This window comes from Pantoea sp. VS1, from assembly GCF_002207995.1.
Lineage (GTDB): Bacteria > Pseudomonadota > Gammaproteobacteria > Enterobacterales > Enterobacteriaceae > Pantoea > Pantoea dispersa.
Genome location: NZ_NHZE01000005.1, coordinates 72,830 through 93,504, shown reverse-complemented (window position 1 = coordinate 93,504; position 20,675 = coordinate 72,830). Strand labels below are relative to the sequence as shown.

Here is a 20,675-nt window from a genome sequence, read left to right as displayed (position 1 = left end):
GGCTGCGCCACAGCTACAGACGATGAATTTCACCCCGACGGCACGGTTTGTGGTTGCGCTTCCTGCGTCTCGACAGATATCTGTGCATCGGGGCGGCGAAATGTTGAGTTATTGCGAAGCTCCCCAGGTCTCTGACCTGTTCGCGGTTTGCACCGGGCTGAAATGAATCAGTCTGCTTCCACACACCAGTATGCTGACTGGTGTCGCCATCGATATCGTGTCGATTTTCTCCTCTTTTAATGAAGTCCCGGGCCGTTTTCATGGCTAAGACGTTTGATTGATAAATGAACAAACGGTGAATGAAGTACGTCTTTAAGGCGCTTAAAACCTTTGAGTACGTGTTGGTCAGTTGGTAAAGAAGTTGTTTAAACGGCAGTGCGTCAGCGCTGCCAGTTATGCGCTGCGCGCGTCACTTGGTACTCGTTTCACTCGAACGCAAGTGACGCCGCGCTCCTCTGCTCTCAATGCGGCCGTGGAAGATGCCCAAATGTTCATACCCACGTCGCAAAGTTTGCAACGGATGCAGTCGTCAAAAAATCGAGACGAAACGAAGAAAACAGACAGATGAGCCTGAAAGAAGGCTGTCAGGGACAGCTTGTTTGTAAAGGAATATCCTTTATCGCTGTCAAAGCGATCCCCATTTTCAAAGGCTAACGGGTTTACCGCCCGAAGGCACCGTCTCTCAGGTCATAACGGTTTTGGCATGCAATCACCCGAAGGCGTCCCTCTCAGATTGCCGGGACATTGGCATGTTGCTTTACGCAACGGTACAACGAGAAGATAGTAGATCGGGTTGGGATCCATTTACAAGTATTAGTCACCGTTCGAGTGTTTAAACTTTTCATTTATAAGAAATAAATGTTTATAATTCCTATAAGAAAAGAACACATACAATATAAACCAGGGTGTTTAGATGGTCGCAGGATCGCCAATAAATTCCACCCCCAACATATGACAATAACTACGCTGGGCTCATTAATAATGAGTTTCTTTGCGTGGAGAGTTATTGTAGGCATACAACATTCATAGATAAATTAAGCAGCCACTGCAAAGATGATATGCCTGACCGGGATATTTAAAGTAACAAAAGTAAATTGTGATTTCTGAGTGATAACTAGAATTTAATAAATAAAAACATAATACACCTGACTCCCATCAGGATAACTATCGTCATTCAACTGGGTTGATTGCATTAATCTAAACATAAAAAACAAACACAACATGAATCCCTTAAATAAAATGTGATGAGATTTTAAATTTAGAAAGGATGTTAAAGCCAAGTAACCCAACCTATCTAAATTAAATTGACCGGGTAATAGCAAGCGTCATTTATTAAGGAGAAAAATAGGCATTATTGCAGTTTAAAGGATAAGATAGCTCGATCTTTTCCCCCTTGCTAAAGACAACATTTTAATTTTCTGAGGAGTTTTTTTCATTACTAATATGCATATTCGAAACATTTAACGTTCGCGCTTTTAGTCTATAAATTGTCATGTCAATGAGATGCCTTAGGGGGCTTGCCTGCCTTTTTCCTGCTAGAGTTGCCCTTGTAAACAGAAAACACGGGCGGTCATGGTTCCAGTAGACATTCTCATCGCAGGATGAGATTTCACGCATCTGCCTGCTTAAAAATTTGCCAGTGCTTTGGAAATTTAGTAACCTGGCAACAGTTTCATGAGTGATGCTGAACTTTAGCATCCTTCGTGTTAAAAAAAATCATGATCATATAGGTATATGTAGTCGGTGCCGTGAAGTAACGTAATCTATTGATAATGAAATGATATAATCTTAAATGAAGTGCAGGCCGTATATAGTTTCGCTACTTGTCTATCAGGAGGGGTTATGGCTAATGATTGGAACGAGGAGTTAAAAGCATATGAAAATGGCAGAACCAACAAAGATGATTTAACTGATTGTTTTTCAGTTATTTTTTCGGTTGCATCTGGTGCTTTAGATATAGTTTCGAATATGCCGAATTCATCCAAAAACCTTGATGATGAGTTAAGTTCTGATGGTTGGAAGGATGGTACACAAGGATATGGTTATTATCGTAATGGGATAAAAGATTAGACCAAGTGCATCCATAAACTTGGTCTATTTATTCACTCTTATGCCTTACCTTTAGTAGCTACAGTCTTGATTGCGCCAGCCGTTTGCTTTGCTCCGTCACTTCCCGCCTGTTGTGGCATTTTCGATGCTGCTGACATTGCTGAATCGATTACTCCTCCAATCCTTACCCCTGCCCAACTCAGCATACCCATCCAAAAGGCTGGAAACACAACATACATCATTCCCAGCACAAGGTTCATAATCCATCCGTCTCTGGGTGAACTCAAAAAATCAGCAATGGGCTGACCAGACGCAAGGCCGCTCTCAGCAAGGCTTGAGTACAAAATGGTGATCATTCTGTCATCAAGCCATCCTGCCAGCTCCCACCAGAAGGTGATGAACTGCAATGCAAATAATGCAAATGATATGGTAACCACTGTTTTGGGCTCGTAAGCACTGAACATCATCAGCACCGGTATCACAGTGATAATCATCATCTGCAGAAGCGCCTGAATCATCGGAAGCGCCTGTTTCAGCGCATCGAAGCCAGGAAGTGCTTCTACCTGCTTCATACCTAAACCTACAGTAGATGCCAGCCGTGACAGATTTCCGCCAATACCGGAGGCGGTGTCATCTGCACCGGCCATGTAAGTAACACCGCCACCCGAAAGTCCGGCATTTCGCGGGCTTACTATCCACCGCAGCACGACCTCTTCCCATTGCTGACCGGGAAACTGCCTCTGCACTTCTTTACGTGTGTAATCACTGAAGATGGCCAGCACGCGAGTACGAAGCCCCGATGAGCCATCGGACCACCACGTTTTACAGGTGGGATAGCCGCCCTGACCGGTGTCCGGATAGCCGCTGTCGCGGGAGCTGTTATAGGGCCACTGGCTCCTCGGGGTGGTGGCGGTGTAGTAATCGTAATAGCCCGACGTATTCAGGAAGTAGTCGCTGCCAATCCAGCCTACCGAGTTAATGGTGGCATCGCTGAGCTGACTGTTGCTGTTCTTGAGCCGGAAATAGGCCCTTGAATAACACTGATCTGCAAAGTCCTGGACCTCCTGTAGCAATACCGGGTCACGTAGCTTCGTGTTCTGCACGTCAAAACGCATCTGGCGCAGCTGCGTGCCGCAGGGAATGGACGCAATCAGAGCCTGGGTAGTGCCCTTAGACATCATATGCAGCAGATACCACCAGATGGGCACCTGGGCGGTACGACCGTCAAAGTCATTGACTAAACCGCTGTACCCCGAGTTCTGCGGCGTGGGTACGCTGATGCCACATTGCTTTGCCCGGGAACTGTCGAATTTGATGGTACTGATATCTACTGGCAGCAGCGGGATGCAGCAAAAAAGCATCACCACAAACGAAACATAAATGGCATGCTCAATGCGCGGGAGCGCCAGTAATCCTTTATTCCCTTCGTCTGCACCTTCCTCACGCACCTTGAGCCACACGCCCATGACCTTAAAAACCAGCGGCAGCGCAAAGAGCCCTGTGCTGCTGAGAATGGTCCACATGGCATTGTTCATCACCCAGCCAAAGAGGACCAGAAAATATTTCAGGTAACTGTTTGCTGTCATGATCTTCCCCTTATGCCGTGCCGGTCCAGGCCACGCATTCCGTGGCCAGAATAAACAGCACCCCGAGCAGCTCGGTGCGCGGCAGGCGGGCACGAGCCTCCGGCCACCGCTTCAGAAGCTGCGGGCGGATCTTCAGGCCCCAGGCTGCAGCGATGCCGGCATACATCACAAGCCGCCAGGCAAACAGCCCCCACCGGCTCTCATGCAGCCAGCTGCGTGTCAGCTGGCCGTCCGGGTCATACGCCATAAAGACCGAAGCCAGCGCAAACATGGCCACGGTTACCAGCAGTAAGGGGAGAAGCATGAGTAATATGCGGCCTGCACGGCCGCGAACAGAGGAGAGTGTCATATCAGTTTGCTCCGGAAGACTGCGTCTGGTTCATCTGGCTGAAGCCCTGATCCTGATTGCCGGCTTTCTGCTGCAGCTGGTTATCCTGGTTACGCTCTCCCTGACGCGCCAGCGTGGTCAGCAGGCTGTTGTTGCTGATGGATTTGCGCAACTCCATCTCGTTACGCAGGGCGCTGAGCTCGCGGTCAAGAGCATCAATGCGGCGGTCGCCTTCAGCAAGCGCCTCGGGTTGCTCAGCGGCGTTTGGCTCGGATTCTCCGGTGGTCAGCATGCGCCGCATGGTCAGTGCTGTTTCCACGGTGTCAGCCATCGCCAGCTCGCCGGCCAGGCGCTGAACCAGCGCGACCTTGTCCGGGTCATCGCGTAGTGACTGAATAACGCCGCGCGTTACAACAAGGCTGCCGGTTTTAAGCGCCGCCAGGTTATCGGCTGTTGGCTGCAGTTCACCGCCGACAAGTTTACCCAGCTGTTCCAGATTGGCTTTGGTAGCATCTTCAAGCACGGGCGAGAATCCCGTGCCGGCGACAGAACTGCCGGGCTGGTTTTCAGCCCCGCCGCTTGTGCATTCGCTGGTTTCTCTGCAGGTCCGGATCGAACGATCGCCAAGCACCTTAACCACCGCCGCTGCCGCATCATCCGAGGTTTTCCAGCGCTGGCAGACCGTGCCGTTGCAGCTGGCGGAGCCCACGCTGCTGTTGCTGGTCACCGGCAGGCTGTTCATCATGTTATAACCGGCTTTAGCCAGGTCACGGGTCGGCTGAATGGCCTGCTGGCCTTTGCCTCCGCGTTTCTGGCCGCCGACCCAGGTTACGCCTTCTTCACCGGTGGCCTTCTGCAGCTGCTGGTCGCTGGAGACGGCGTCTCCGCCGCTGGACGCCACAATATCCTTATATTCTTCGGATACAGCAGCCTGCTGCCACTTGCTGCCCAGGGTATAGTCAGCAAGCTTTTTTGACATATTCTGGCAATTGAGCTGCGCTTTATCGAAGTTGAGCCCTGCCTGCAGCACCCCGTTGGTGAGCATTTCATACAGCCCGGGATTAGCACGCTGAATGGCCATTGCCGGCATGCTCATAACCGCGCCGGTCGCGCCCTGAATCACGTTGCCCATAAGGTCCTTGAATCCGCTGGTGATGCCGTTGAGCTGATTGCCTACGGTCGTTTTCAGGTCAAAGTTGCCGCACATGAGGTCACTGCTCCACCCACCGTTCAGCCCCAGCCGGGACATATTGCTGCGGCTCGGTGGCGGTGAGATCACTGAGCCGCCACCAATAGAGTAAAAAAGTCCGTCATTAATCGCGCCGCTCACTGACGCACCGCCGGACGAAAGTGACGTGTCCACAGCCAGTGCCGGCAGGGAGAGAAAGGCGGAGAAGGCTAATGCCGCCAGAGGGCGGTAGAGCCGCTGCGAATACTGCTGTTTCATCTGCTTAGTCCTCAGGAGAAATCGGTGCTGTAAAGGAAGGTCTGGCCACGTCGTTTGCAGCAGCTGTAGGGCTGCCACAGCGCCCAGGCATAGTTGCCGTTTTCAGCTATCTGCCCGCCGGTGTCGGGGAAAACCGCGCAGCTCTGTGAGAGCTGGGGAGAGAGACGCTGCCATTTGTGATTTTTTGTGCCGGTATTTTCCTGGACGGGGTCGGGTGGCCAGTAGCCCGGCGAACGCTGCCCGGTGAGCGGGCTGTAGACATGCAGCTGTCCCTGGCGGGTGATAATGTCGGCCACGCGCTGCACCACAACGGCCGCCGACTTGTAACTGTCGGTCTGAGTGACAAAGCCGCTGCGGGGGTAGACATTCCCCCACATGTTGCCGCTGGCCGTGCTGCCAATCTCACGCTGTCCCGGGATTAAAGCCTCCGGGTAGAGCGATTCCGGTACGCCAGTGCGCCAGGCAAGCGCATCGAGGCTGCTTGTGAAGTACGGCATAAAAGGCGTGGCGGCACTGTCACAGGAATACCCCGGCACCATTCCGCCGATGAGTCTGGTAGCTGGATGGCCATACGCATCGCCGTAGTAAAAGTGCAGGTTCTGCTTACGATCGCCGGGCGCCTTCATTTCCTGCCGTCCGCCACCTGTCGCCACACCTGCAGCGCCTCCCAGGAGCGCACCCTCGGCGCCATCAGCCAGGCTGCTGACGGCCGACATCTCCGTCCAGGGATTGGCTCCAGGGCTCAGGTAGGCTGAAACCACGGCTTCCGGAATGAAATGGGTGACCTTCACGGAGGTTTTAACGGAGCAGCCGAAAGGCGTACAGAACAGCCAGTAACAGATACCGCTGATGCGCCAGCTGATACAGTCAGGACTGGCGGCGCTTGAGAGCAGACTCGCGGTATTGACGCTGGCCATCGTGCCGGTGCAGGCCATTAACGTGGCGAGTGCCAGCCGGCGCGGGCGGGAGAAAGGCATTTTCACTGTGCAGACTCCTTCCGGGCGTTCAGCTGCTGCGTGGCCACGCCGACGTCCGTGGTGCCGTAGACCACCCACTTATCGTCAAACACCACCGCGGGGTATTTCTCAAGACCCAGCGACCAGGCGTGCGTGAGACCAGCATAGGTTCCGGCAAGGTCCTGCTGACGCTGCTTAAACGCAGGCGAATTGATGACAGCCCGCGCCTGCTGTTCAGCCTGTGCCGGGTCTGCCGGCAGCGGGCCGAAGAGATCTGCCTGCAGCCGGTCAGGCGCATCCAGCATAATGACAGTCACGTCAGGCCCGGGGTTACCCGTTACGGGGTGGGCGTTGTCGGTATAAATGACGGTGCCGGCATGGGCGCCGGCGGTTAGTAACAGTGCTGCGAGGCAGCAAAATGAAAATTTCATGGAGAACACTCCCTGAGTGAGTAACCTGCTCAGGGTGCGTTCAATAACAGGGCCGGTCAGTAATTAACTCTGAGCCCGGCGCTGATAATTTCTCAGCGCGCAGGCTGGTTGAGAAAACCGTGATTCCGCATGATCAGGATGACCCGCCGATGGTGCTGTCGCGGCGCCACTCCAGATAATCCATTTCACGGACAAAACCTGCTGCAGCTGCGTTACGCTCTATGCTCCATCGGGTTTCGCCCTCCACGACAAATGGAAGCCACTCTGCAGGAAGGCTTTGTTCAGGCGGGTGTTCAGCATCCTGTTCATGGAGGTCTTCCGCTTCAATGCTGGCTGGAGTATTTCTGGCAAACCAGAGGTCGCTGTTTTCCCATGCACGCATGGCCCACGCAGCACGTGCTTCCTCATCTGAATCGGTCGCAATGGCAAGGAACTCAACCACCCAGTCGTTTAAAGCCTCCTCAGTAGCGTCGGGTAAAAGGGACAGGTAATGTGTTTTACGGGAAGCCAGCCACATCTGCTCTTCAGCTTCAGCTGCCCGTTGCTCATCGATTAGAATGTCGGATGCATCATCCTCTGCAGCGTACCAGTCCTCCAGAGCCTGCTGTTCCCGTAACCGTTCTGACTGATTCTTACGGGCCTGCTCAATGCCGGCGGCCACCGCGCTATCCCAGTCGGACCTTACAGGCGCCGCTGCACCGGCGCCCGTCAGTTGCTGGTTAAGAAAATCAAGCCGTGACATATCTTCCGGGTCCGGCTGTGCACTTACAGCATCACGAATTCCGGCATCACTGATAACGCCGGGGAGTCCTTTTTTCTCCCGGCCGGTGCTGGCACGCTCAGTCAGATAACGCTCTTTCCAGGCTGTTCCGATTGCGCGTTTACCCTCTGCCTCCAGGCTAGTCGTGTATTTCATCAGCCAGACGTGCATGTAACGCTGGCGATCGGGTGCGCATAGGGTGCTGATATCATGGAAACGCTGATAAAAAGTCTCGTCGTGGCCACAGTCCAGGCTGTCGCCCTGGTGTGCCACCTCGTGCTCCGTCAGGCTGAACAGCTGACTGGCAGTCTGCAGCGCATCGGATTTTAGCCGGCGGACGATATCGATGTTGTAGGCAATGTAGGTCTCTCCGTCCGTCCAGGCATCCGCCGACGTGGACTCACCCAGCAAAATTTGAAAGCGCTTCCCCCCGTAAGAACGTGACTGATAGCCCGCTTCGCCACCCGAGCAGACAGCAGCATACTGGGTAAGGCACCAGCGCAGCGCTGTCCACGCCCGTCGCGTTTCCTTATCAAGCTGTTTCTCGCTGACCATCTGCGTGCGGTCGATAAAGTTTGCGCTGAGGGTGTCGAAATCAATAAGTACCAGCTCAGACTGCCAGCCGGAACCCCATCGCCGGTGCCGGGGTAACTGTTCACGGTAAGCCATCAGATTTGCGCGTACGCGGCTCAGACTTTCCATAAACTCGTCCGACTCGTAACAGCCGAAGCGGGACAGCGTGACAGGATGCACCACTGGCGCGATACCGGCCCGGGCAATGATTTCCCCGCGCGGAACATCGCGAGCATACCGCGCGAGGGTGAAGCAGTTTTTGTCGGTTGCCGCCGGGTAATAGCGGCACTTACGAATGAAGTGCTCAAGCGTGACGTGACGTTTGCCGGGCAGGAGCGTGATGACTTCTTCATCGTGCATCAGCTTCTGCAGGTCGCCTTCTCCGGAAAGCAAAGCGCGGGCGGTTTTCTCCCGACGCGCTTCAGTTTTACGATGTTTCCCCTGATTGTCAGAAAAGGCGGTGGCAAGCTGGCCAAACCGGGCGGCAATTGTTTTCCAGACAGGGCAGCTCTTGCGAAGGATTTCTGTACGCGAGACGTTAAGTGCGATGGGCTTTTTACTGACGATAAGGCCACCCACGCCCCAGATGTGTCCCGGATCATGACGCACCAGAACGCCCTGATTGTATACCGACACCGCTCCGTCTTCCCGGAGGCGATACCAGGCCTGATCGTCCTCCGCATCCCACTTCTCCAGTGCCGGCTGGCGGGTAATGATGGTGCCGTTGAGGTGCACCGTGACGGGTGTATAGCGCACCAGATCACGGATTTCCTGAATACATGACATACGCTCCTGACTGGTCAGCGGTTCATACCACTCACCAGTGATATGACAGCCAGGCTCAGCCTCCGCAATTTCTTCCAGGTCATAGTGATAACCCATTTCACGCGTATCAACCGACATCTGCCAGCGCTGCGAGCGCCAGAGTGTACGAGCGTGCGCCATGATCTGGCCACGACCCAGACGAAAGCGCCCGTAGGTCGCATCACCTTCCTGATGCGGCGTGCCGAAACGCCCGAAATAGCGCTTTACGTCATCGTATGACGTAAAGCCGCGTCCATCATCCCGGCAGGAGAAGCCCTCCGGGGTAATGTCGATGATCACCGCGCCGGCACCGGCATCGACACTGTTCATGATGAGTTCAATGACGGCCTTGCCGACAGAGCCGGCCTGACTGTAAATGATGTGGTGAATAATCTGCGGATCGAGTTCAAAGGGATAGCGCATCAACAGGCTCCTGTTTATAAGCGGGAGTCCATTTTCATGCATTATGCACATGGTTAAACAAACAACTCATATCTGAATCAAGAAAAATTAAAATTCTTTTTTCAGCCTGTTATGATGCCAGTGGAGATAAATGGAAACTGAAGGCTTTCAGTAGAATATTCAGAGTGTGAAGCCAACAGCATGTCAATATTTATTGGCTTTTAGGCTATTTAATTAACAAAGGAAATGACATGAATACAAAAAACACAGAAAATACATGGTTTGAAAAAACCGTTGAATACAATTTTGTACTTGATTCTAAAGATACGTGTGGATTAGATTTTTTATCTCCTCTCGATGGGGGTGCAGAAAGAATCGGAGATTTGGTTGCAGGCTCTGATGCTAAGCACTTTATAATTGAATTTAAGAAAGAACTCAGTGGTCATGCAAGTGAAATAACAAAATACAAAGATGACAAGGTCGGATATATTAGTGCAAAGTTTGCTTTGAGGCATAAAAAAGGATTTAAGAATCACTTTGTTATAGGCGGCAGCCTTACGGAGAGCAATACACTCCAGCTGCACGTAAAACCTTATTTCTCTTTAGGCGACGATAAGATAAAGTCCAGGCTAATTTCAAAGGTGAATAATAATCCCTTCCCACTTGGTGAGGGCATGAGTATCGCTGAGCTGGAGGACTATACAAAAATACTGACTCAGTTTCGTGATTCTACAGAAGGTGTGAAGGAAGGTAGTGCCGGAGGGGTGAGGAATGTTTCGGTGATAGCAGTGTCAAATAAAGGTAATGCAGTTTCGATTCCACTGCATTATTACATTAAATATGTGTTAGACCTTACAAATGCATACGTTAAGGTCCCCAAAACAAGAAAGGCATACAAAAATCGCTGAGACGGTAAAGCGGGCTCTATGCCGCCCGCACCCGCAGCCTCCCTGTTTGTCAGACAGCTTGAAACCGCTGCCTGACAAACAGGCAGGGCCGTTTTAACTGAACACCTCGCCGGCTGTAACCCTGTCGATCTCCTTCAATACCCATAACATATCGGTGGCATCCGGCACGCAGATATTCCAGCGCAGACTGCTTTCGAACTCAGCTTCACCAGGCCATAGCGTGTTACCGGTTACGGTGATGAGGATATCCAGTTTTTTCCCGCCGGCATCCGTCAGATGTACCGCCACGCAGCTGCGGCGCCCAACGCGGTGAGGGAAGACTGAAATCAGAACCGGCTTATCAAGCCGACTTGTGATCTCGCGCTGCAGTATTTCCAGTGAGACACTGTCGGACTGACCAATTGATGCCGTCCCCTGCGGTGGCACGGTAAAAATGACAGACGCAATCAGCGCCTTATCCGCTACGACCACTGGCGGTGCCATAGTCAGTTTTTTCATGGGTTCCCCTGTCAGATACTCAGTCCGCGATTTTCATCCAGCCGGCGCGCAACGTGAAACGCAGCCTCAAGCTCACTGCAATTTAATTCGTTCATGATTTGTCGTCTCTCGGCTTTCTCTGGTTTTTCAGTCATCCCCAGCGCCAGGTAAAGGCTGGGTGGCACCGCACGAAAGAGCGCCTGAACCTTCTCTGAAATAATGACGCCTTCCGTATATTTCCGGGGGACCTTCGTCGCTGAAAGCAGCATTTCCCGTTGTTCAGCTGTCAGCGTCTTGAAGCGGGCAATCTGCTCGACCTCCTGCGGAGGCATTACCAGACAGATCCACCACTCCGCCATGTTCAGCATTTTTTTGGCGGTATCAGGGAAATCCTCGAGGTTCTGTGTGAAAATCCAGAGCCAGGTGCCGAGCTTACGCCACATTTTGGCAATTTTAGTCGCGTAGGGCCCGAGCAGCGGGTTCGTCGTTACGATATGTCCTTCATCGATGGGCACAATAATATCCCTGTCGCTGTACTGATCTCGCTCAGCGATATTATTGATTGAGTTAAGCAGCGAAATGACCGCAACGGCCATCTGCGCCTCATAGCCCTCACGGGCCAGCGTACCCAGGTCAACGATCGTGACATCCGCCTCTGGCCACGGTGTGCCTGGACGGTTGAAGAGTTCGCCTTCGAAACCTTCAGTGAACATCCGTAGCGCCTCGGACATTTCTTCCGCACGGGAACGACGTGCCGCAGTTCGCTTTTCCCGGCCGTCTTCTCCCTGGCTGCTGTCCCGGGCAATATTCTGCAACGCAAACATCAGGTCTTCAGGCAACATCTGCCGGCTTTCCTCAAAAGCCGTGCGGGCGGCGATCATGATGGCCTCACGGATCATGCCACGGTCTGCGCGCGTTAATCGTGATTCTTCTGCAGCTTCTCCGCCAGTAATCATCAGGCGGGCGGCAATTTCCATTTCACCGAGTACGTCATGCTCTTCATCCTTATCTTCATCGTCATCAATATCCGGAAGAGCATCTTCACTGATGATCAGTTCATCCGGTTTTGCCTGCATCAGCAGATGTGAGTCACCGAAAGGTGCGAGAGAAATAACTTTACCGGGCTTTATACTGACCCGATGTACGCTCAGTCCCAGGGAGGCACAGTAATCACCAAACAGGCCGAAGCTGTTGCCTGCTTCTATCAGGAAAATACGGGGGCGATAGATGGCCATCATCTGGGCAAGCTTGACCAGCGCGGTGGCGGACTTGCCGGCACCGGTTGGCCCAAACAGCATTAGATGCGCGTTCTGCGTGCGGTCATTTCTGTTAAGCGGATCGACCGAGAGCGGGCCACCGCCCCGGTTAAAGAAGGTGAAGCCCGGGTTGCCGGTGCCGGTATCACGACCATAGACCGGTGCCAGGCAGGCAAAATGCTGCACGAACATCAGGCGCGTATACCAGTTATGCCGGTCCTGTGCCGGATTAAAGCACATGGGTAATGCGCGCATATAGGTGCTGAGCGGACCGATATCATGCTCCGGGTTAACCGGCTCAAGTCCGCAGTTGAGCAGCTTGCTGCTGAGATCAAGATAGCGCTTATCCAGCGATGGAAGATCCCGGGCTTTAATCAGCAGGGTAATGGCAGCCCGATACAGTTTATGTTTATTACCCAGGTAAGTGCGGGCTGTGGCGGCATCCTCGCGCGCGCGCAGGGAGTCCACGTTTTCACCCATTGAATCGCGGCTCAGGCGGGCAAAGTTTTCCTCCAGCTTATCCTGAGGGTGAATGACCAGCGTCAGGGCAAGCACGGTGCCCTCAGGCAGCAGGTCCATAATGGCATTAATATGTTCACCGCGTTTCACCTCACCCGTCAGGTGACCTGTTGAGGGAGCATTGCGCAGACGCGCCACGGGAACAGCTTTATGCGCCACATCATCAAACCACCATACACCTTTATCCCCGTCGCTGCGCGGGCGAGTAAACCACAGGCTTTCACTGAAATCGTTCAGCAGAGGTAAATCACCCGGCGCATCGTCAGTGTGTTTTGCACAACGATAAAGTGTCGCTTTATCAACCCATTTCGGATCGGGATTGAACCAGCGCAGCAGCCAGCTGTGGATCTGTTCTCCGTTCTGACGCCGGCACTGGATACCCGCACCACTCATTGCCGATGTCAGACGATCGCAAACCTGTTTGAGCAACACCTCGGGCGCCATCGGGTCGCGATACGGTGATTCAACCCAGCGGTAAATCACCATACGTGTACGTCTGATCTGGCCGCGCCAGGGCGCACCGGTGACAGCCTCATCCAGAAACAGGCCCTTTTCGCTGGCCACGTTCTGCAGATGCCGCTCCTGCTCCGTCAGCCAGGCTTCCGTAAAAGCCGTTCCCTGAGCATTGGGCTTCACATACCCCCTGATTCCGTCCATGTAGACGGTCAGATCTGACTCGTCCTGGCAGTAAAACTGCACCACCCACTGGTGAGCATCCAGCTCCGGGAGGCTGTCCTGCAGGGCGTTTTCCACCACGTCACGAATTTCATCGAGCCGTGTGTCAGGTCGTCCCTCGGTCCCAACCGGGATCACTTCGTAAACGGCGCCGACCGACACGCCATCATCAAGCAGAATGCACTTGTGCTCAGGTAGATACTCGCCCCACGGGATGTGGTCGATAATGGAAGGCGCAGTATCATACAGCTTAGCTTCATCACGGCGGGTAAGCCGCCCCTCTCGCGTCAGCGGTTCATGCCCGTTAATGGAAAACGGGCCATCTCCAAACTGATGCGGCGCCTGCGCGTCGGCCCGACGGCGAAAAAGAGAAAAAGCCATTACAGATCCTCCGTGCGCTCACCAGGCAGCGCATACTGCACCTGGCTGTAAAACGGGAAAACGGTGCTGTAGCCGGGCACCGGCGTATTGCCGTCGGCCAGGTGCGGGAACACGTACATGACCATGTCGGGATTAGGCAGGCGCGGAAACGTCTGCTGTATTTCATTTTCCTGCGTGCGGCTGTAGCTTTCGCGCGTCTGTTGAGAAATCACGCGTTCGCTGTCCGTAACCGGGCGGCGCAGTGTCGTGCGGCTTTCGCCGGTTGCATGTGTCGCAGAGGCGCCATCATTCCAGAGCTCAAGCATGCTGCTGTCTCCGGGCGGCAGCATCTCGTCTTTGGACGTGCTGCAGCCGGCCAGTGATAACGAAAGCATCAGTGTCAGAGGCAACACCAGGCGGGGTTTAGCGCTGTGCATTCGCGTCCTCCATTGTTTCAGCGTCTGTAATGACTGCAGACACACGCATTACCCGACCGTCAGGCAGGGGAAACAGCATATCGGTCTCTTCCCGAGCCAGTTTCTGGCCAACCGCAAACATGGCCCAGTCGGTCACCTCATGGGGTGACCCCTCCCACTTTCCATTATCTTTCCGGAGATAACCGGCATACAGGCGTCCACTGAGTGGGGTATACCCCACCCGATACTCAAGGTTGGTGTTTTGCATTGAAATCCCCGTCAGTCCATGCCTGTGCCATTGCCGGCCAGGCTGAAGTCATATTTAACCCTGCGGCCTTTTTCTTCGTAATCGATAGTCAGCTGTCGCGTGATATGCAGCGCCACCTTCTGACCCGGCGGTACATAAATGGCGTCAAATGTTTGTCCGTAGCGGGCTTTCACCCAGTCGATCGTTTCCCGCATGCCGCCGGAAAGCGCCTTGCCCAGCACGGCCTGACCGGCATCACCCGTGAGAGTTGAAGTCACGCCACCGTAGGCGTTGGTCTGGCCGGTATTTTGATTTTCCGCCACGGCATCACCCGCCGCACCGGCGGCCGCAAGTGTGGTGATGGTCGGCAGGTAGGTTGAGGCGTTGCTTTTACGCGTGCCTGAAATGCAGGGAATGCCGTTGTCGTCTGACAGCCAGCCAATGCTGCTGTTATTACCGTTCGCGTTGCCGCTGTTCTGATTGCCGCCACTGTTCTGGCCATCCGGAGAAGGCAGCGTCCTGACGGTGCCGTCGGTAAAGACAAACGTGATGCTGGTAATTGACCCGCGCACGCACGACAGCGTCCAGTCCCCCGTAGCGGTACCGGACACGATTGCCCCCTGAACATCGGGAAGCTCGATGCCGTTCGCCGTCAGGTTATCCCTGCCGATCATGACCTTGAAAGGATAGGGATCAGTGACTTTACCATCGATGGGAATACGCCCCAGTAAGGCGGTCATCGCCTGACTGCCTACAAGCGTGGAGTTTTCCGGAAGCGTAAATACGGGAACGGTCGCCTTCTGCGCATCCGTAAGCTGAGTCTGAACCATTACGGTTGCTTTTCCTGCCGCCTGTTTTCCTGCTTCACCCGCCTCGGAAAACGAAGTGGCAAAGGAGAAACCGGTCGCGTTGTTTCTGTTGCTGTCGGTCACCGGCCGGCCGCTGGCATCAACGGATACCCCGTCTCTGGGCTCAACCCACTGCAGGCCATCAGAAGAAGACGATACGCCGGAAGCGCCGCTGTTCAGCCCGCTCTCGTAGCCCAGCCCGATCGGAATATCACTGCCGGGACTGCTGCTTTTTCCGGATTCCGTGCCGGCACCGCCATTCTGCAGCTGATCCATCAGCCGTTTGACCTGTGAGCTGAGATCCGTGACCTGAGCGCTGAGCTGCTGGCGTTTCTGCGCTTCCTCATTGCGGGCATTGCTCACCGCCTGGCTGATCTGTGCGTCCACGTTGCTGTTGGTAGTTTTCAGGACTTTATTTTCGTCAGTGAGTTTTTTGTTGTCGTCCGCGAGCGAATCGAGACGGTCCTGAACTTTGCGGAAATTTCCCACCACCGTGCGAAGCGTGTCCTGCGGCGTGTCACCCTCGATCCCCGCGGCCTTGAGGTCTTCCGGCGACAGGTCTTTCAGCGCAGAACTGGCTGCGTTGCCTGTCATCGCCGGATGATTTCCGCCCCCTGAGCAGGATTTCACGCCGACGACAATGGCACCGGCCAGCACCACCGGCACGGCAATTTTAACGATGAGATTAGAGGCAGGTGCTTTCATTATTTTACTCTCCGCTTACGGCTGTTAGCAGTCTGCTGAGACGGCGGTTCGGCAATGAATGCCCCCTCCGGGCGCCCGGACGTAACCAGATAAAGAACCGTTGTATCCTCAGGCGTACCTGCACGGCCGAGCCAGCGGTGCTGGAAGGTGGCCGTAATAAACTGCCCCTCCAGCGCGCGCGGATCGAGAATCACTTTGCCGGCAGAACGGTTACGGACCTGCAGCGCAACCACGCTGCTGCCCTGCAGGCTCCATGCTGCCATTGGTGTAACGCTGACGGGTTCTGAGGGCATCAGTGTGGTAACAGCGGACGGCAGCTTCAGTGAAACCGGACTGATACCCGGCACCGGCTCAACCGTACGCAGCGGGCCATACATATTCTGAGCCGCATAGCGGGTCAGCACGACAGGCAGAGGGGCATTGAGTTTAGCGGGCTTACGATCCTGCTGAGGAGCATCCACTTCCGATTGCTTCGCCTGACGCCCGGTGCTGTCCCCGTCGCTGCTGACGGACTGCCTGTCACTGGCTGATACGGTGGCCACTTCACCGTCATAAACAATTTTCACGGGTTCACGCGTGGTTTTACCGGATGCCGCAGAGACATCCAGCAGGATAATCTCCCCGTTCTCTTTGTTCTGCAGCTCAAGTCGCGTCACCGGAAACGCTTCGCTGGCATTGAGATAGACCACGCCACTATTGCTCTGTATACGCAGCTTGTTGTTGAGCGAGGGCGGAAAGCCAACGCGTACGTTTTTATTCACAAAAACGATACGCTCCTGGCCCACGGTCAGGGGGACCTGCAGCGGGATACGCTCCCATTTCATCAGCTCAACGGCGTTCGCCACCCAGGGAAAACACAGGCTGACGAGAAAAATGAGTGAGTACTTTTTCATCCGGTTTCCCATCACTTTTTCTCCGGCTCAGGCAGGGTGACAGCTTCAAGCCGCTGAGGCGTAGCCGCATAGCAATCCAGCGCCAGCCCAAAGGGATTGCGCTCTGGATCGCCTTCCCAGCGCACCACTTTCAGGGGATACCGGACCAGCGCTCGCTTGACCGACTCGGTGTGGTAATACTCGTCTGCCACTAAATCCAGCCGTGCGATCCAGTTGTCCTGATCGAGAATGGTGACGCTGCGACTGCTGTAGCCACGGCGGGGAATTTCATATACCACCCGCACGCGGTCCCGCAGTTCATCACTGTTTTTACGCATCTCTGCGTCTTTATTCAGAAAGTCCTGGCAGGACGGCGTCAGATAAGGGCTCATCTGGGCAATTTTGGCCGGATAATCCACCTCACCATTTTTGGGCCATGAGTTCAGCTGCTGAAAGATATAGAACGCAAAGCTGTATACGGTGGACGGCGGAACCTCCCACCATTTTCGCGTGCTGCCCGATCGCAGGTCGGGTGGGTTATGGATGGTGAGTTCGGAAGGCGCGCGCATCCAGCCAATCCCCGTGACCAGCAGGCCGGCGAACAGCAGCACACAGGCGATGCGAAGCGAAATGATGTGATTATCACGCGCGGTCATACCGTTACGAAACCGGCTCATCGCTCACCTCTCTGCGGCATGGCCCGGGTTCGCTTCATCTCCCACGCCCGGCTGTCGAGTACCAGTGAACGTGAAAGGCGGGCCCGGCAGCGGATTTCCTCCAGCCGCTGCCAGATGTAATTTTCCGGTTTGCCACGTTTATAGCCGGCAATCCAGCCGCCACCCAGGAAGATGACAATGAGTGGCATAAGCAGCATGCAGGTGGGAAATGCCAGCCAGCCGATAAATGGCACCAGCGCCAGCGGCACCGCTAGGGGAATGCCGGCGACGAAGCCAATGATGGCCGCCAGAAGAAACTCACCAGACGTGAAGCCTTTCCACACCACGGGCGGATTGTTCAGACGATCAGGAAGGAAGTCGATGACGGCCATGCAGGCTCCTTACAAAATGTCAGAGGCTTTAGTGGCCAGATAGATGACGGCGAGGATGAGAATGATCCCAACCACCCCGTAAAGCAGGAATTCCGTCCAGGAGCCTTTACCCTTACGGATGTCGTGGAAAGAGGTAATGACGGCATGGGCGACCGCGAGGAAGGCCCCAACGCTTATCAACAGCCCGAGTGCCAGCCCACCCATTTTGACGTACCCCATCATGGTGTTATAGGTGCCACCGCCACCGCCGGTAGTGGGCTGCTCAACCGGCGGCAGATCAGCAAGCGCCTGACCACTGATGAGAAAACCCGTCAGCAACAGCCCGGCGCGTGCGAATGCAGAGTGGTAAAGCCTGAGTAATGTGGATTTCATTGAGGTGTCCTTTTAGTGGAAAAACAGAAACAGCGTTGCCAGGTAAAGCACGATTAGCCTTACCGCAAGTTCATTGAACTGACGAAACGTCACGGATTTGGATGCAATCCCGCGATAGGCCTGAACCAGCGCCCAGGCGCAGAACAGTAGAATGACGACGGCCAGCCCCCCAAGAATGAGAGTGTTAAGTTGTCCGGGCGTAAGGCCGCTGCCGGTGCCGGCGCTCCACCCGTTCAGCTGCGCGCCGTTCATCGCCATGCGGGTTCCTCAGCACGATACTGGCCGGTAACAGCGGTCTGCCGGGACGCGGGTTGTGCCCGGGAGGGTTCCAGGTAGGCGGAAATACCCTGCTTCATGGTGGCGATATCGCGTTTCGCCTGCAGATAGTCGAAATAAAAGCGGGCATCCTGAGTCTGGTTTGCCGCGACACGGGCCCGGTCAAGCCCGGCCTGCACCTGATCCAGCTGACGCATGACAAGCGCCAGCTCGTCTTTCTCGGAGGCGTGACACTGCAGGACGGGAAGTGTGGCTATCAGCAGGGCAATGAGGTTTATGGTGTGACGCATGAGGCTCTCCCGGTTATCTGGTCGTCGGGAGAGTGACGCAAAGCAGCGATGCTTACAGCAGGAAATTCTTTATGTACTGCCGAAAATTTAGGTGTAATTGCTTAGGGTGATGAATCAACTCAACGTGCACGTCTTAACTGTATACTTTGTATATAGACCGTATCATCGCTCACTCAGAGTATGTACCAGCTCAGACTTAAACTAACAGTTTGCTTTGAGCGATCTACGGACATTGTTAATTGCATCCCGTGTGAATCAACGAGAAGCGGGTCAGCTTATGGGACGAACAACTGGCTACGAGATTGACAAGTAAGTGCTACCTGATTCAAAGATGGAAACAGCAATGTGTACCATCCGCTACATTCTTGCATTGTGGCATAATCATTCTTTTTATAGATTGGCATTTTTGGATGCAGCCGCAAGATCCGCCGTTACAGAAATATCTCTTTCTCTCCGAGAAACGCCATGGCGTCAAGGATGGATGACCATCCAACCTGGCGGTAAAGAGGGTAATTATGGATTTTCATGCCATTATTAAGAAATACGTCGCACGTCTTTGCCCCGGTATGCATCCTGATCTCCCGGAATAGGCTTCTTGCCGTGCGCTGGCACGTCTGGCGAGCGCCGATGTCCTGCAGGTTCAGCTGCGTGACAGCAACGCAATCTCTCATCTGTCGGACGCCGGCCATCTCTCTCTCCAGCTTTCTTATCTCCCCGGACAGGCTCTTTGCCCGCTCACTGAGTTCAGACACGTCCGACGCGATTTCAATCGCCCTGATGATGTTGTGCAGACTTCCGGTGAGCTGCAGATGCCGTGCAGTCAGCGGTCGCAGCGTATCTTCAGCTGAAACGCGCCCACCCATGGCTGATGCCTCCTGGACCAAGCCACTAATCAGATAACGATCGGTCAGGTCCCGGCGTATCGTGACGGCTTCACACCGGTTCTGCCGGCGCATTGAACATACGTAGTAGCCGTAGCCCTTTATCGAGATACCGGTCAGGATAACCGCGTGGCCGCAGAGGCCGCACCGCATCAGCCCGCGGAAAATATTGATGAGGTAAGGATTAAAATTACCATCCCTGCGGCTTTCAGGTTCCCGGTACATCAACTGCGCGAGCGCGAAATCCTCTTCGCTAATGATTGGCGGATAATAACCAGGTATCTCCTCTGCCTCTGCCGCGGTGCACTGATGTGACGGCACGAGATAGCCTATTACCGCCTTTTTTCTGACCAGTCGTTCAATGGATGAAGAGTTCCACTGTGATACCTTTCCCTTCAGATTCTCCTTCCCCTGTGCGTTCAGCGCGCAGCTGATCCTGACAAATGACATGCCCTCAAGACGCATGCGGAAAACTGAGCGGATCACTTCTGCGCGTTCTTCCAGCACGTCAAAGCCGTCCCGGGCAGCATTAACCTTAAGCCAGTAGGGGCACTTCGTTGTCATGATGGTCCCCGCAGCAGCTGCCTTCCGCTTTTCCGCCCAGGCGGCGCGCATGCGCCTGGACTTCAGTTCGCTCTCTTCATTCGCCCGCTGGGCAATCAGAATGGCTCTGATAATGGCAAAGGGATCGTCCAGCGAACCACGGGTGTAACGTACATTATCGCTGAGCGTGATGACGTCAATGCCGGCTTCAAGCACCGCCCGCAGACGACCAGTGGCCTCACCAATTTTCTCGCGTGACAGCCTGTCAAGGCTTTCAATCAGCAGTACCGTGTCGTGCCCGACCAGACCCTGCTCGACCGCCACCATAAATACGGCAAAGGCCCCCCGTACGGCGTGGTGTCCCCGCCAGGCGCTTAGCCCCATGTCCTCATAGGTAACAGGATCAAGGTAATAATCAGGATTATGGCTAAGCCATTCATCGATAAGTTTCTTCTGACGTCTGGCTGAGTCACCTTTCGCCTGTTGCAGCGAGGAAAAACGAAGGTATGCAATTGCCTTTTTCATAGAAACACCACCGGGGTTAGCCAGTAAAAGACCTGAAGTGGATGTAGTGTGCGCAATTTTTGACTTACGCCACTCTTGGAAGAGTAACGATTGAGCACCGGGAAGTCTGCCGCGCCGCTCA

General features: G+C 54.4%; 20 protein-coding genes. 2 read left to right on the top strand and 18 right to left on the bottom strand.

All coding sequences use genetic code 11. The annotated features are described in order from the left end of the window. Positions 1 to 1,842 precede the first annotated feature (1,842 nt). Positions 1,843 to 2,070: a hypothetical protein gene (locus CBW22_RS25915; protein WP_141097285.1), complete on the top strand. Its 228-nt coding sequence runs from the start codon at positions 1,843 to 1,845 to the stop codon at positions 2,068 to 2,070. Positions 2,071 to 2,108: 38 nt separating this feature from the next. Here the strand turns inward: CBW22_RS25915 and CBW22_RS02725 are convergent, their stop codons facing one another. From CBW22_RS02725 to CBW22_RS02700, 6 genes are all read right to left on the bottom strand, one after another. Further along, the gene (locus CBW22_RS02725; protein ID WP_088515967.1) at positions 2,109 to 3,635 is read right to left on the bottom strand and encodes a conjugal transfer protein TraG N-terminal domain-containing protein; all 1,527 of its coding nucleotides are present in this window, start codon (positions 3,633 to 3,635) and stop codon (positions 2,109 to 2,111) included. A gap of 10 nt (positions 3,636 to 3,645) precedes the next feature. After that, positions 3,646 to 3,984 (bottom strand): hypothetical protein, encoded by a 339-nt coding sequence (locus CBW22_RS02720; RefSeq protein WP_088515966.1) that lies wholly within the window; start codon positions 3,982 to 3,984, stop codon positions 3,646 to 3,648. Between the two features lies 1 nt (position 3,985). Then, a complete protein-coding gene (locus tag CBW22_RS02715; RefSeq protein ID WP_233209822.1) occupies positions 3,986 to 5,410 on the bottom strand; it encodes an integrating conjugative element protein in 1,425 nt (474 codons plus the stop codon). A gap of 11 nt (positions 5,411 to 5,421) precedes the next feature. Further along, on the bottom strand, positions 5,422 to 6,387 hold the full coding sequence (locus tag CBW22_RS02710; protein WP_441339103.1) for a TIGR03756 family integrating conjugative element protein: 966 nt from the start codon (positions 6,385 to 6,387) through the stop codon (positions 5,422 to 5,424). 2 nt (positions 6,388 to 6,389) lie between these two features. Then, positions 6,390 to 6,797, bottom strand: coding sequence for a TIGR03757 family integrating conjugative element protein (locus CBW22_RS02705; RefSeq protein ID WP_088515964.1), 408 nt, complete (start codon positions 6,795 to 6,797; stop codon positions 6,390 to 6,392). Between the two features lie 133 nt (positions 6,798 to 6,930). Next, on the bottom strand, positions 6,931 to 9,357 hold the full coding sequence (locus tag CBW22_RS02700) for an ATP-binding protein (RefSeq protein ID WP_088515963.1): 2,427 nt from the start codon (positions 9,355 to 9,357) through the stop codon (positions 6,931 to 6,933). Between the two features lie 230 nt (positions 9,358 to 9,587). On the opposite strand from CBW22_RS02700, the gene CBW22_RS02695 reads away from it, so the two are divergent. After that, a complete protein-coding gene (locus tag CBW22_RS02695; RefSeq protein ID WP_088515962.1) occupies positions 9,588 to 10,244 on the top strand; it encodes a hypothetical protein in 657 nt (218 codons plus the stop codon). 93 nt (positions 10,245 to 10,337) lie between these two features. Here CBW22_RS02695 and CBW22_RS02690 read toward each other — a convergent pair whose 3' ends face one another. The 12 genes from CBW22_RS02690 to CBW22_RS02635 all read right to left on the bottom strand — a co-directional run bounded on the left by CBW22_RS02690 (position 10,338) and on the right by CBW22_RS02635 (position 20,554). Then, a complete protein-coding gene (locus tag CBW22_RS02690) occupies positions 10,338 to 10,742 on the bottom strand; it encodes a hypothetical protein (protein WP_088515961.1) in 405 nt (134 codons plus the stop codon). 11 nt (positions 10,743 to 10,753) lie between these two features. After that, positions 10,754 to 13,552 carry a conjugative transfer ATPase gene (locus CBW22_RS02685; RefSeq protein WP_088515960.1) on the bottom strand — a complete coding sequence of 933 codons (2,799 nt, stop codon included), beginning with the start codon at positions 13,550 to 13,552 and terminating at the stop codon, positions 10,754 to 10,756. After that, positions 13,552 to 13,968: a TIGR03751 family conjugal transfer lipoprotein gene (locus CBW22_RS02680; protein WP_088515959.1), complete on the bottom strand. Its 417-nt coding sequence runs from the start codon at positions 13,966 to 13,968 to the stop codon at positions 13,552 to 13,554. Before CBW22_RS02680 ends, CBW22_RS02685 begins: the two co-directional genes overlap by 1 nt. Beyond that, positions 13,955 to 14,215 carry a DUF7446 family protein gene (locus CBW22_RS02675; RefSeq protein ID WP_088515958.1) on the bottom strand — a complete coding sequence of 87 codons (261 nt, stop codon included), beginning with the start codon at positions 14,213 to 14,215 and terminating at the stop codon, positions 13,955 to 13,957. The genes CBW22_RS02680 and CBW22_RS02675 overlap by 14 nt, the downstream gene beginning before the upstream one ends. An 11-nt stretch (positions 14,216 to 14,226) precedes the next feature. Next, the gene (locus CBW22_RS02670) at positions 14,227 to 15,747 is read right to left on the bottom strand and encodes a TIGR03752 family integrating conjugative element protein (protein ID WP_088515957.1); all 1,521 of its coding nucleotides are present in this window, start codon (positions 15,745 to 15,747) and stop codon (positions 14,227 to 14,229) included. Beyond that, the gene (locus CBW22_RS02665; protein WP_254919463.1) at positions 15,747 to 16,640 is read right to left on the bottom strand and encodes a TIGR03749 family integrating conjugative element protein; all 894 of its coding nucleotides are present in this window, start codon (positions 16,638 to 16,640) and stop codon (positions 15,747 to 15,749) included. Before CBW22_RS02665 ends, CBW22_RS02670 begins: the two co-directional genes overlap by 1 nt. An 11-nt stretch (positions 16,641 to 16,651) precedes the next feature. Beyond that, a complete protein-coding gene (locus CBW22_RS02660) occupies positions 16,652 to 17,296 on the bottom strand; it encodes a PFL_4703 family integrating conjugative element protein (RefSeq protein WP_058770099.1) in 645 nt (214 codons plus the stop codon). After that, complete coding sequence (locus CBW22_RS02655; RefSeq protein WP_088515955.1) at positions 17,293 to 17,667, bottom strand: TIGR03750 family conjugal transfer protein; 375 nt, start codon at positions 17,665 to 17,667, stop codon at positions 17,293 to 17,295. The genes CBW22_RS02660 and CBW22_RS02655 overlap by 4 nt, the downstream gene beginning before the upstream one ends. 9 nt (positions 17,668 to 17,676) lie before the next feature. After that, positions 17,677 to 18,039, bottom strand: a complete 363-nt coding sequence (locus CBW22_RS02650; protein ID WP_088515954.1) for a TIGR03745 family integrating conjugative element membrane protein — start codon at positions 18,037 to 18,039, stop codon at positions 17,677 to 17,679. A gap of 12 nt (positions 18,040 to 18,051) precedes the next feature. Further along, positions 18,052 to 18,297, bottom strand: coding sequence for a TIGR03758 family integrating conjugative element protein (locus CBW22_RS02645; RefSeq protein WP_088515953.1), 246 nt, complete (start codon positions 18,295 to 18,297; stop codon positions 18,052 to 18,054). Next, a complete protein-coding gene (locus CBW22_RS02640) occupies positions 18,288 to 18,605 on the bottom strand; it encodes an integrative conjugative element protein, RAQPRD family (RefSeq protein ID WP_088515952.1) in 318 nt (105 codons plus the stop codon). Before CBW22_RS02640 ends, CBW22_RS02645 begins: the two co-directional genes overlap by 10 nt. Positions 18,606 to 19,036: 431 nt before the next feature. After that, a complete protein-coding gene (locus tag CBW22_RS02635) occupies positions 19,037 to 20,554 on the bottom strand; it encodes a recombinase family protein (RefSeq protein ID WP_088515951.1) in 1,518 nt (505 codons plus the stop codon). Between the last annotated feature and the right edge of the window lie 121 nt (positions 20,555 to 20,675).

Bases quoted from the DNA above. Each gene is read 5' to 3' on its own strand.
- CBW22_RS25915 (WP_141097285.1), top strand. From the start codon at position 1,843: ATGGCTAATGATTGGAACGAGGAGTTAAAAGCATATGAAAATGGCAGA.
- CBW22_RS02725 (WP_088515967.1), bottom strand. From the start codon at position 3,635: ATGACAGCAAACAGTTACCTGAAATATTTTCTGGTCCTCTTTGGCTGG.
- CBW22_RS02720 (WP_088515966.1), bottom strand. From the start codon at position 3,984: ATGACACTCTCCTCTGTTCGCGGCCGTGCAGGCCGCATATTACTCATG.
- CBW22_RS02715 (WP_233209822.1), bottom strand. From the start codon at position 5,410: ATGAAACAGCAGTATTCGCAGCGGCTCTACCGCCCTCTGGCGGCATTA.
- CBW22_RS02710 (WP_441339103.1), bottom strand. From the start codon at position 6,387: ATGCCTTTCTCCCGCCCGCGCCGGCTGGCACTCGCCACGTTAATGGCC.
- CBW22_RS02705 (WP_088515964.1), bottom strand. From the start codon at position 6,797: ATGAAATTTTCATTTTGCTGCCTCGCAGCACTGTTACTAACCGCCGGC.
- CBW22_RS02700 (WP_088515963.1), bottom strand. From the start codon at position 9,357: ATGCGCTATCCCTTTGAACTCGATCCGCAGATTATTCACCACATCATT.
- CBW22_RS02695 (WP_088515962.1), top strand. From the start codon at position 9,588: ATGAATACAAAAAACACAGAAAATACATGGTTTGAAAAAACCGTTGAA.
- CBW22_RS02690 (WP_088515961.1), bottom strand. From the start codon at position 10,742: ATGAAAAAACTGACTATGGCACCGCCAGTGGTCGTAGCGGATAAGGCG.
- CBW22_RS02685 (WP_088515960.1), bottom strand. From the start codon at position 13,552: ATGGCTTTTTCTCTTTTTCGCCGTCGGGCCGACGCGCAGGCGCCGCAT.
- CBW22_RS02680 (WP_088515959.1), bottom strand. From the start codon at position 13,968: ATGCACAGCGCTAAACCCCGCCTGGTGTTGCCTCTGACACTGATGCTT.
- CBW22_RS02675 (WP_088515958.1), bottom strand. From the start codon at position 14,215: ATGCAAAACACCAACCTTGAGTATCGGGTGGGGTATACCCCACTCAGT.
- CBW22_RS02670 (WP_088515957.1), bottom strand. From the start codon at position 15,747: ATGAAAGCACCTGCCTCTAATCTCATCGTTAAAATTGCCGTGCCGGTG.
- CBW22_RS02665 (WP_254919463.1), bottom strand. From the start codon at position 16,640: ATGAAAAAGTACTCACTCATTTTTCTCGTCAGCCTGTGTTTTCCCTGG.
- CBW22_RS02660 (WP_058770099.1), bottom strand. From the start codon at position 17,296: ATGAGCCGGTTTCGTAACGGTATGACCGCGCGTGATAATCACATCATT.
- CBW22_RS02655 (WP_088515955.1), bottom strand. From the start codon at position 17,667: ATGGCCGTCATCGACTTCCTTCCTGATCGTCTGAACAATCCGCCCGTG.
- CBW22_RS02650 (WP_088515954.1), bottom strand. From the start codon at position 18,039: ATGAAATCCACATTACTCAGGCTTTACCACTCTGCATTCGCACGCGCC.
- CBW22_RS02645 (WP_088515953.1), bottom strand. From the start codon at position 18,297: ATGGCGATGAACGGCGCGCAGCTGAACGGGTGGAGCGCCGGCACCGGC.
- CBW22_RS02640 (WP_088515952.1), bottom strand. From the start codon at position 18,605: ATGCGTCACACCATAAACCTCATTGCCCTGCTGATAGCCACACTTCCC.
- CBW22_RS02635 (WP_088515951.1), bottom strand. From the start codon at position 20,554: ATGAAAAAGGCAATTGCATACCTTCGTTTTTCCTCGCTGCAACAGGCG.